Origin of the sequence: Methanoculleus sp. (genome assembly GCF_035363275.1) — an archaeon.
Taxonomy (GTDB): Archaea; Halobacteriota; Methanomicrobia; order Methanomicrobiales; family Methanoculleaceae; genus Methanoculleus.
Window position 1 is genome coordinate 1 of sequence record NZ_DAOSET010000117.1, and the last position, 2,324, is coordinate 2,324.

Consider the following 2,324-nt stretch of genomic DNA (forward strand, 5'->3'; position numbering starts at 1 on the left):
TAAATTCATGTGGGGCTTTTCAACTGCCATAGATTGTATCCTCCACTCAAATAGGTCTGTCAGCTCGAACAGCCTGCTTATGCGAGTAACTTATACGTATGACGTTCTCCATATAAAGTATTTCTATGCGCGTCAATAGCGTGCATTGCGCAAAAACCCCGGGTAATCGACAGAATCTTATTCTCCGGAAATCTACGTTCTTCGTATATGAAGACACTTGAATTTCACCGCGACGATGCAAAGGACCGGGTGACGGTTGCATGCGCAGATCGTGAGGTGTCGATCTACTCTCACTGCAGTTACTGCCGGCACTGCGCGGGTGTCCGGGTGGGCAGACGGACGATCCCGACGCCGCAACGCCAGGCTCTCTCCGGTGTGCGGCAGGGCGGAACCCCGGACGAGAACCTGATGAATGCCGCCCTCATATTCAACACCCTCGTCCGGGACGGTACCGCGATCGAGTGCGAGGATGATAAGGGCGAAGGGTTCTCTTCGATGTACAGGCGCTAAGGTGCCTATTTTTCATGGGAGATGGCCTGCCTGCGGATCTCGGCCGCGCCCTCTCTCAACCGGACCCTCCGGGGTGCTGCCTATTCTATGGATTGCAGAGGGAAAAGAGGGTGCGCGTTCCGTTCAAACTAGGTTGAACGCGCACCCGGTCACTTCATAGGGCTGGATGGTGACATCATCTGCCGTCCGGAACGTGGCGTTCCCGACGACCTTTACCACATACGTCCCGATCGGCATATACCGGAAGGTGTGGGGAGTAACCTCGCCGGTATTCTGGTTGTGGAGGTAGATCTCTCCTCCCGCAGGCTCACTGGTTACGTTCAGGCTGCCGTAGGGGTAGGATCCAAGGCGGAACATAAACTGCTTATCGATCTCGGCGTTGTTATCGTCGGTGAGTAGGATCTCCTCTTCTGCAGGCAGGTACCCGGAGCGAGTGACGGAGATGACGTGCCGTCCGTCTGAGACGTTCCTGATGAGGTAGGGAGTACAGAGACCGGTTCTGAAGCCGTCTATCAGGATCTCGGCTCCCGCCGGGTTCGACTCCACCAGCAGTCCGCAGAAGGCGTAGTCACGGGGTGCGATCTTGATCGTTCCTCCATCCTCTGTGACTGTGATCTGGTGGGAGAGGTACCGGTCGCCGTCGCTGATCGTGATAAACGAGTTCGCTCCAGCCACTGCGACGGTCTTGGGCAGCCGGAATACCGGCCCCCTGCCGTTGAGAGTCAACCCTTTGCCCGAGTAATCATCCGAAGAGAGCGAGACCTTCCGAACGATGGCCTGCTCATGTGCGTCAATCTGAACGGGTGTGATGCAGTCCCTCTCCACCCAGATCGTCTTTGTCGGGGTGTTGAACGCCTGGCCTTCCTTGACCACCTTCACCGTATGGCTCCCTTCCCGGATGCCCTGGACAATATGAGGTGTCGTGTATTTCGTCTTCTTGCCGTCGATGGTGATCGCGGCCCCCGAAGGCCGGGACATGACGTATATCCCGCCGTTCCGGTCGTATCCGGGCTCTATCTGCAGTTCATCGAACTTCAGGCGGTTGGCGGCCCGGACGCCGTCATGGTTGAGATCTGCGAATACCGCCGTGTCGTCCGGGATCGTGATACCTGTTTCATATGAAGTAAACTGCTCCAGTTCCAGCCGGAGAGTGTGGTTTCCCGGATCTGCGGGACTGATGGTGGCCGGGGTGACCTTTCCGAGGTACACGCCGTCGAGGATTATCCGCGCGCCGGCGGGGTTTGAACCGATAGTGAGGGTTGCCGGTAGCGGTGTGGCCACCCCGTAGACCCCGAACGTTTCAGGGTATGCCGTCACCGTTCCATTTGTGAGGTCGATCGCAGTGTTGACCTGCCGCCAGATCGATCCAGCGGCATCGTAGTGGTACCATGTCGCATTCCCGGTCGTCTGGAGGCGTGCCGCCATGGAGAATGGGATTGCCGCCGTAGCATCCTCGGGGGTGATGCGGTACACCTGCTCCATTGCCATACCCGGGACCGGGAGGAGATCCTGCACCGCCCGGATCGTAACCGATGTTACTGCGGCACCCGTGGCGTTGGTTACCCGGTTCCCTGCCGGGAATGTTAGCACCAGGTTCCTGTCTCCTGTGGAGTAGTGCAGCTCTTCCTCCAGCGCCCCCGTGGCGGAGTACGGCAGCACAAACGACCCGATCTCCTCTTCCGGAGTCGTCCGGGCGTCGGAGGAGATCTCTATGCCCGACAGTGATTCATCTCCTCCGTACCAGATGACCAGGATCGCATTCCGGTTCTGGAGGTGGTCGCCGGCGGTGCCGACCGGGTAACTCTGCACCTTCA

General features: G+C 58.4%; 2 protein-coding genes. One reads left to right on the plus strand and one right to left on the minus strand.

All coding sequences use genetic code 11. The features are described from left to right. The first annotated feature begins 207 nt into the window (after nucleotides 1–207). A complete protein-coding gene (locus tag PLN84_RS13115; protein ID WP_292385120.1) occupies nucleotides 208–510 on the plus strand; it encodes a hypothetical protein in 303 nt (100 codons plus the stop codon). A 123-nt stretch (nucleotides 511–633) separates the two neighbouring features. On the opposite strand, the gene PLN84_RS13120 is transcribed toward PLN84_RS13115, so the two are convergent. Continuing rightward, the coding region (locus tag PLN84_RS13120) for a PEGA domain-containing protein (RefSeq protein WP_348532176.1) at nucleotides 634–2,324 on the minus strand (1,691 nt) is incomplete at its 5' end.